General features: G+C 71.9%; 6 protein-coding genes. 5 read left to right on the top strand and 1 reads right to left on the bottom strand.

Translation table 11 applies throughout. From position 1 onward, the window contains the following. Positions 1-405: 405 nt before the first annotated feature. Positions 406-1,377, bottom strand: coding sequence for an aldo/keto reductase (locus tag AB0A95_RS28700; RefSeq protein ID WP_357558855.1), 972 nt, complete (start codon positions 1,375-1,377; stop codon positions 406-408). 186 nt (positions 1,378-1,563) lie between these two features. Between AB0A95_RS28700 and AB0A95_RS28695 the strand changes: the two genes are divergently transcribed. The 5 genes from AB0A95_RS28695 to AB0A95_RS28675 all read left to right on the top strand — a co-directional run bounded on the left by AB0A95_RS28695 (position 1,564) and on the right by AB0A95_RS28675 (position 6,041). Then, positions 1,564-2,616: an LLM class F420-dependent oxidoreductase gene (locus AB0A95_RS28695; RefSeq protein WP_357558854.1), complete on the top strand. Its 1,053-nt coding sequence runs from the start codon at positions 1,564-1,566 to the stop codon at positions 2,614-2,616. Next, a complete protein-coding gene (locus AB0A95_RS28690; protein ID WP_357558853.1) occupies positions 2,613-3,449 on the top strand; it encodes an undecaprenyl-diphosphate phosphatase in 837 nt (278 codons plus the stop codon). Before AB0A95_RS28695 ends, AB0A95_RS28690 begins: the two co-directional genes overlap by 4 nt. A gap of 297 nt (positions 3,450-3,746) precedes the next feature. Beyond that, entirely contained in the window at positions 3,747-4,451 is a 705-nt protein-coding gene (locus tag AB0A95_RS28685) for an MSMEG_4193 family putative phosphomutase (protein WP_357558852.1), read from the top strand. Positions 4,452-4,635: 184 nt separating this feature from the next. After that, complete coding sequence (locus AB0A95_RS28680; RefSeq protein WP_357558851.1) at positions 4,636-5,226, top strand: DUF3090 domain-containing protein; 591 nt, start codon at positions 4,636-4,638, stop codon at positions 5,224-5,226. Then, the gene (locus tag AB0A95_RS28675; protein ID WP_357558850.1) at positions 5,223-6,041 is read left to right on the top strand and encodes an SCO1664 family protein; all 819 of its coding nucleotides are present in this window, start codon (positions 5,223-5,225) and stop codon (positions 6,039-6,041) included. The genes AB0A95_RS28680 and AB0A95_RS28675 overlap by 4 nt, the downstream gene beginning before the upstream one ends. Positions 6,042-6,101: the final 60 nt, after the last annotated feature.

The following is a 6,101-nucleotide window of genomic DNA, read 5'->3' as shown; positions in this document are numbered from 1 at the left end:
TGGTGCCGACTTTGGGGGTTTTACGGGCGTTCTGTTACCCACCACAACTCCATGATCGGCGAGGCAGTGCTGGTTGACGAACAGCCGTTCCACCTAACGCAACGGCGTTGTCCAGGAAGTAGTGGCCACGTCGCCGTGGGATGCCCCTGCATCCAGGATCGAGCACGATCTTGCCGGCGCCGCGACCGGGGCGAGGATGATCCGCGCAACATCGGGGATGTTGCTGCCTCCCGCCCGCCGGGAGGCAGCAACATCGGTGTAGTTGCGCGGATCTCGGGGCGGGGCGGGGGCAGGGCGGGCGCCGGGGGCGGGTCGGCGGGGCGCGGAGGGTGGGGTGGGGTGGGGTGCAGGGGATCGGGGCGCGGATCGGGGCGCGTCTGCCGCCGTGCGCCGGCGCCGTGCCGGTCAGCCGTCGCGTTCGGGGTAGCCCAGCGGCACCGCCGAGACGTCGTCCAGCGCGGTGGTGATCTCCTCGGGCAGGGTGATCCGTTCCACGGTGAGCGCGCCGAGCAACTGCCCGACCGTCCGTGCGCCGAGGATCGGTGCGGTCACCCCCGGCCGGTCCCGGATCCAGGCCAACGCCACCTCCAGCGGCGACACCCCCAGGCCACCGGCCGCCGTCGCCACCGCCTCGACGATGCTGGAACAGCGCGGCTCCAGGTATGTCGAGACGAACCGCTCGAAGTGCGGCGACGCGGCTCGGGAATCCGCCGGACGGCCGTGCCGGTACTTGCCGGTGAGCACGCCGCGACCCAACGGTGACCAGGGCAGCAGGCCGAGGCCGAGCGCGTCGCACGCGGGCAGCACCTCCCGCTCGACGCCCCGCTCCAGCAGCGAGTACTCCACCTGGGAGGCGACCACCGGCGCGCGGCCCGGCCAGGCGGTCTGCCAGGCGGCGGCCCGTGCGGTCTGCCAGCCGGAGAAGTTCGACACCCCGACGTAGCGGACCTTGCCGCTGGCCACCGCGTGGTCCAGTGCGGCCAGGGTTTCCTCGAGCGGGGTGTCCGGGTCGTACCCGTGTACCTGGAACAGGTCGACGTGGTCGGTGCCGAGCCGGCGCAGCGACGCGTCCAACGTCCGCAGCAGGTGCCCCCGGGAGCCGTCGCGGCGTCGGCCGCTGCCCGGGCGCAACCCCGCCTTCGTGGCGATCAGCAGCTCGTCGCGGGGCACGAGGGTGCCCAGCAACGAGCCGATCACCGACTCGGCGTCGCCGTCGCCGTACACGTCGGCGGTGTCGATCAGGTTGCCCCCGGCGTCGAGGTAACTCTTCAGCTGGGCGGCCGCGTCGTCGGCGTCGGTGTCCCGGCCCCAGGTCATGGTGCCGAGCGCGAGCCGGGAAACCGCCAGCCCGCTTCGGCCGAGCGGTCGCTGTTGCATGGGTGAACCTTATTTCGAACCTGCCGCCACCGATATCCTCGCTCCCGTATCTTCGCCGGTTCTGCCGGTTCCGCCGCTCTGGGCTGCCCCGATGGAGGGGGGAGCATTCGTGGCGAGCCGGTGATCGAGTCCGTTTTCGGCATTGCGTAACCTGGTGCGACCTGTGCCACGGATGGGGGAGGACCAGTGCGACTCGGGCTCAGTCTTGGATACCAGACAGCATGGAGCACACCGGCCGACCATCTGGCCCTGGCTCAGGAGGCGGACCGGCTGGGTTATTCGGTGGTGTGGGCGGCGGAGGCGTACGGTTCCGACTCGCCCAGCATGCTCGCCTGGATGGCCGGCCAGACCGAACGGATCGACGTCGGCGCGGCGGTGATGCAGATCCCCGCCCGTACGCCGGCGGCCACCGCCATGACCGCCGCCACCATCGACGCGCTTTCCGGTGGCCGGTTCCGGCTCGGCCTGGGTGTCTCCGGTCCGCAGGTCTCCGAGGGCTGGCACGGCGTGCGCTTCGCCAAGCCCCTCGCCCGGACCCGCGAGTTCGTCGACATCGTCAAGCTGGCCATCGCCCGCAAGGAGGTGGCCTACGACGGGCAGCACTACACGCTGCCGCTGCCGGACGGCCCCGGCAAGGCCCTGCGGTTGGGCTTCCATCCACCCCGCGAGCACATACCGATCTACCTGGCCGCGGTCGGCCCGAAGAACCTGGAGCTGGCCGGTGAGATCGCCGACGGCTGGCTGGCGGTGTTCTACGCCCCGGAGTTCGCCGAGGAGCAGCTCGCCTCGGTGCGCGCCGGCCGGGCCAGGGTCGGCAAGGAGCTGGCCGGGTTCGACGTGGTGCCCGCGGTGCCCGTGGTGATCGGTGACGACGTGGCCTCCTGCGCCGAGCTGGTCCGCTGGTACGCGGCGCTGTACGTGGGCGGCATGGGCAGCCGCGAGCAGAACTTCTACAACCAGCTCGCCACCCGGATGGGTTACGGCGACGCCGCCCGCGACGTGCAGGACCTGTACCTGGCCAAGCGGCAGCGTGACGCCGCCGCGGCCGTACCCATGGAGTTCATCGACCGCACCTCACTGCTCGGCCCGAAGGAACGCGTCGCCGAGCGGATGCGGGAGTACGCTGCCGCGGGTGTCACCACGCTGTCGGTATCCCTGTTCGTGGCCGACCGGGACAGCGGTGTGCAGACCCTGCGTACCGTCGCGGAGGCACTTGAGCTTTCGGGAGTCGGCGAGTGACCTGGGTTGAGGCCATCGTCCTGGGCATCGTCCAGGGACTGACGGAGTTCCTTCCGGTCAGCTCGTCGGGGCATCTGCGGATCACCTCGGCGATCTTCTTCGACCGGGACGCCGGCGCGTCGTTCACCGCGGTCACCCAGCTCGGCACCGAGGCGGCCGTGCTGATCTACTTCGCCAAGGACATCTGGCGGATCACCCGGACCTGGTTGGTGGGCATCCGGGACACGTCGGTGCGTTCCAGCCTCGACTACCGGATGGGCTGGTACGTGATCGTCGGCTCGATTCCGATCGGGTTGTTCGGTTTCGTGTTCAAGGACCAGATCAAGACCGCCGGGCGCAACCTGTGGGTCGTGGCGACCACCCTGATCGTGTTCGCCTTCGTGCTGGCCTTCGCGGAGTACTGGGGGCGGCAGACCCGCACCCTGGAGAACTTCCGGATGAAGGACGGCATCGTGATGGGCTTCGCCCAGGCCATGGCGCTGGTCCCCGGGGTGTCCCGCTCCGGTGGCACGCTCACCGCCGGCCTGCTGCTCAACCTCACCCGGGAGGCGGCGGCACGGTACTCGTTCCTGCTGGCCATCCCGGCGGTGGTGATGTCCGGCGTGTTCAGCCTCGGGGACGTCTTCGAGCCGTCCGCCCCGGGCACGTCCGTGCCCAGTGTGGCCCAGACGATCGTGGCCACCCTCATCGCCTTCGGCATCGGGTACGCGGCCATCGCCTGGCTGTTGCGCTATGTCGCCCACCACACCCTGTACGTCTTCGTGCTGTACCGGGTCGCGCTGGGCACGCTGGTCCTGGCGCTGCTGCTGACCGGTTCGATCGACGCCACCTGACCGACCCGTCGACGGTCCCCGGCCCTGCCTTCGAGCGGGACCGGGGGTCGCGGTCGTCATCCCCGTAAGCCGCCCGCCGCCTCCCGCCCGCCGGCCGTGATCCACTCGACTTTCTTGAAATCGCGCTGTCCAGTACGGCCGGACAACCCGACTTCCTGAAAACCGAGTCGATCATGACCGGCGGGCACCCCGGCGCGCGCCGACCCCGACGCGCCGACCCCGACGCGCCGACCCCACCGGCGCGTGGCTCGGAGCCCGCGACCGTCCCGGGCGGGACGTAGGTCATAGGGTGGTCCCGTGGCGACCCTTCTGCTTCTGCGACACGGCCGGACCACGGCGAACGCCGACGGCGGTCTGGCCGGCCGGCAACCGGTCGAGCTGGACGACACCGGGCGCGCCCAGGCCGTCGCCGCGGGTGAACGGTTGCGGGCGGTGCCGCTGGCCGCAGTGGTGACCAGTCCGCTGATCCGCTGCCGGCAGACCCTGGAGTTGGCGCTTCCGCAGGCCACCCCGGTCGTCGAGGACGGGCTGATCGAGTGTGACTACGGCAGCTGGGAGGGGCAGCCGCTGAAGAAGCTCGCGAAGGAGCCGCTCTGGCCGGTGGTCCAGCAGCGCCCCAGCGCCGCGGTGTTCCCCGGTGGGGAGGCGATGGCGGAGATGGCCGCGCGGGCGGTCGCGGCGGTGCGCTCGTGGGACGCCCGGGTGAGCGCCGAACACGGTCCCGAGGCGGTGTGGCTGGCGTGCAGCCACGGCGATGTGATCAAGGCCATCGTGGCGGACGCGCTCGGCGTACACCTGGATCTTTTTCAGCGGATCGTGGCCGACCCGGCGTCGGTGACCGCGATCCGGTTCACACCGCTGCGGCCGTTCCTGGTCCGGCTCAACGACACCGGCGGCGACCTGTCCGCGCTGGTGCCGCCGCCGCGCAAGCGGCGTCGGCGGGCTCCCCGCGCGGCCGACTCGGACGCCGCGGTCGGCGGTGGCGCCGGTGCGTCCTCGTGACGACGCCGCCGGGCCGCCGCCACGCCGCGACACCCCCGCCTGATCGTCGGCCGAGGCCGACCGAGGCCGGCGGGTGGGCCGCCACGCCCGGTCATCGCCGCTGGTACGCCGGGCGTGCCGCCCCCGGGGCGAAACGGGTCGGTGGGGTGCGCGGTGCCCTGGCGGGCCGGATAGGGTCGTGGGTATGACCCACCAGGTGCACGCCTTCGAACCGCCGGAGCGGTTCGTCGCCGGGACTGTCGGGCCGCCGGGGGAGCGCGCGTTCTTCCTGCAGGCCCGCGGCGGCGGCAGGCTGGTCAGCGTCGCGCTGGAGAAGGTTCAGGTGTCCCTGCTCGCCGAGAAGCTGGAGGAGCTGCTCACCGAGGCGCAACGTCGCTTCGGGGTGGAGCTGCCCGAGCTGGCGCCGGTGATCGGCGACAACGAGCCACTGGACACGCCCGTCGACGAGGAGTTCCGGGTCGGGACCCTCGGGTTGGCCTTCGACGTGGACACCGCGACAGTGGTGATCGAGGCGATCGCCGCGGGCGAGGTGGAGCCCGAGGTCGAGTTGGGCGACGAGGACGACGAGGACGCCGACGACGACGATGTCGAGGACGACGAGCCGGACGAGGACCTCGACCGGCTCCGGGTCCGGCTCACCCCGCAGGCGACCCGCCAGTTCATCGAGCGGGCCCGGCGAGTGGTCAACGCGGGTCGGCCTCCGTGCCCGCTCTGCGGCCAACCGTTGGACCCCGCCGGGCACCTCTGCCCGCGGCACAACGGTTATCACCGGTGACCTCGTCCGGCCTCCAGCCTCGCCAGGACGGCGACGCCGCGCTGCGGTTGCTGCGTGACGGCACCCTCGACCTGGAGGGTCGGCTTGTCGACGCGTCGAACACGACGCTGCGCGGCGTCCTGACCCTGGACGGGGCCACCGCCCGCTGCGTCTACAAACCGGTCCGCGGTGAGCGTCCGCTCTGGGACTTTCCCGACGGCACCCTCGCCGGCCGGGAGGTCTCCGCGTACCTGGTCTCCCGGGCCACCGGCTGGGGCCTGGTGCCGCCCACGGTGCTGCGGGACGGCCCGTTCGGCCCCGGCTCCTGCCAGCTGTGGATCGACGAGCCGGAGGACGCCGAGCCGCTCGTCGGTTTCGTGCCGGCCGACGAGCTGCCGCCGCGCTGGTTCCCGATCGCCGCGGCCCGCGACGACGACGGCACCGCGTACGCTCTCGCCCACTCCGACGACCCGCGGCTGGCCCGTCTCGCGGTGCTCGACGCGGTGATCAACAACGCCGACCGCAAGGGCGGTCACGTGCTTGTCGGTGCCGACGACCGGATCTACGGGGTCGACCACGGGGTGAGTTTCCACGTGGAGGACAAGCTGCGTACGGTGCTGTGGGGTTGGGCCGGCAAACAGTTGCCGCCGGACGCCGTGGAGATGCTCGACGGGCTCGCCGGGCAGGTCGCCGGGTCGCTCGGCGAGGAGCTGGCCGACCACCTGACGATCAGGGAGGTGGCCGAGTTGGCGTCCCGGATCGACAGGTTGCGGGAGACCTGCCGCTTTCCGCAGCCACCGGAGGACTGGCCCGCGGTGCCCTGGCCACCCATGTGACCCGCTGTCATCTTGATCACCCGTGGGACGCTCCGGCGTCGTGGGCGGGCTGGCTAGGCT

The sequence above is a fragment of the Micromonospora sp. NPDC049230 genome, from assembly GCF_040647875.1.
GTDB lineage: Bacteria > Actinomycetota > Actinomycetes > Mycobacteriales > Micromonosporaceae > Micromonospora.
This window is presented reverse-complemented; position numbering and strand designations above follow the sequence as displayed.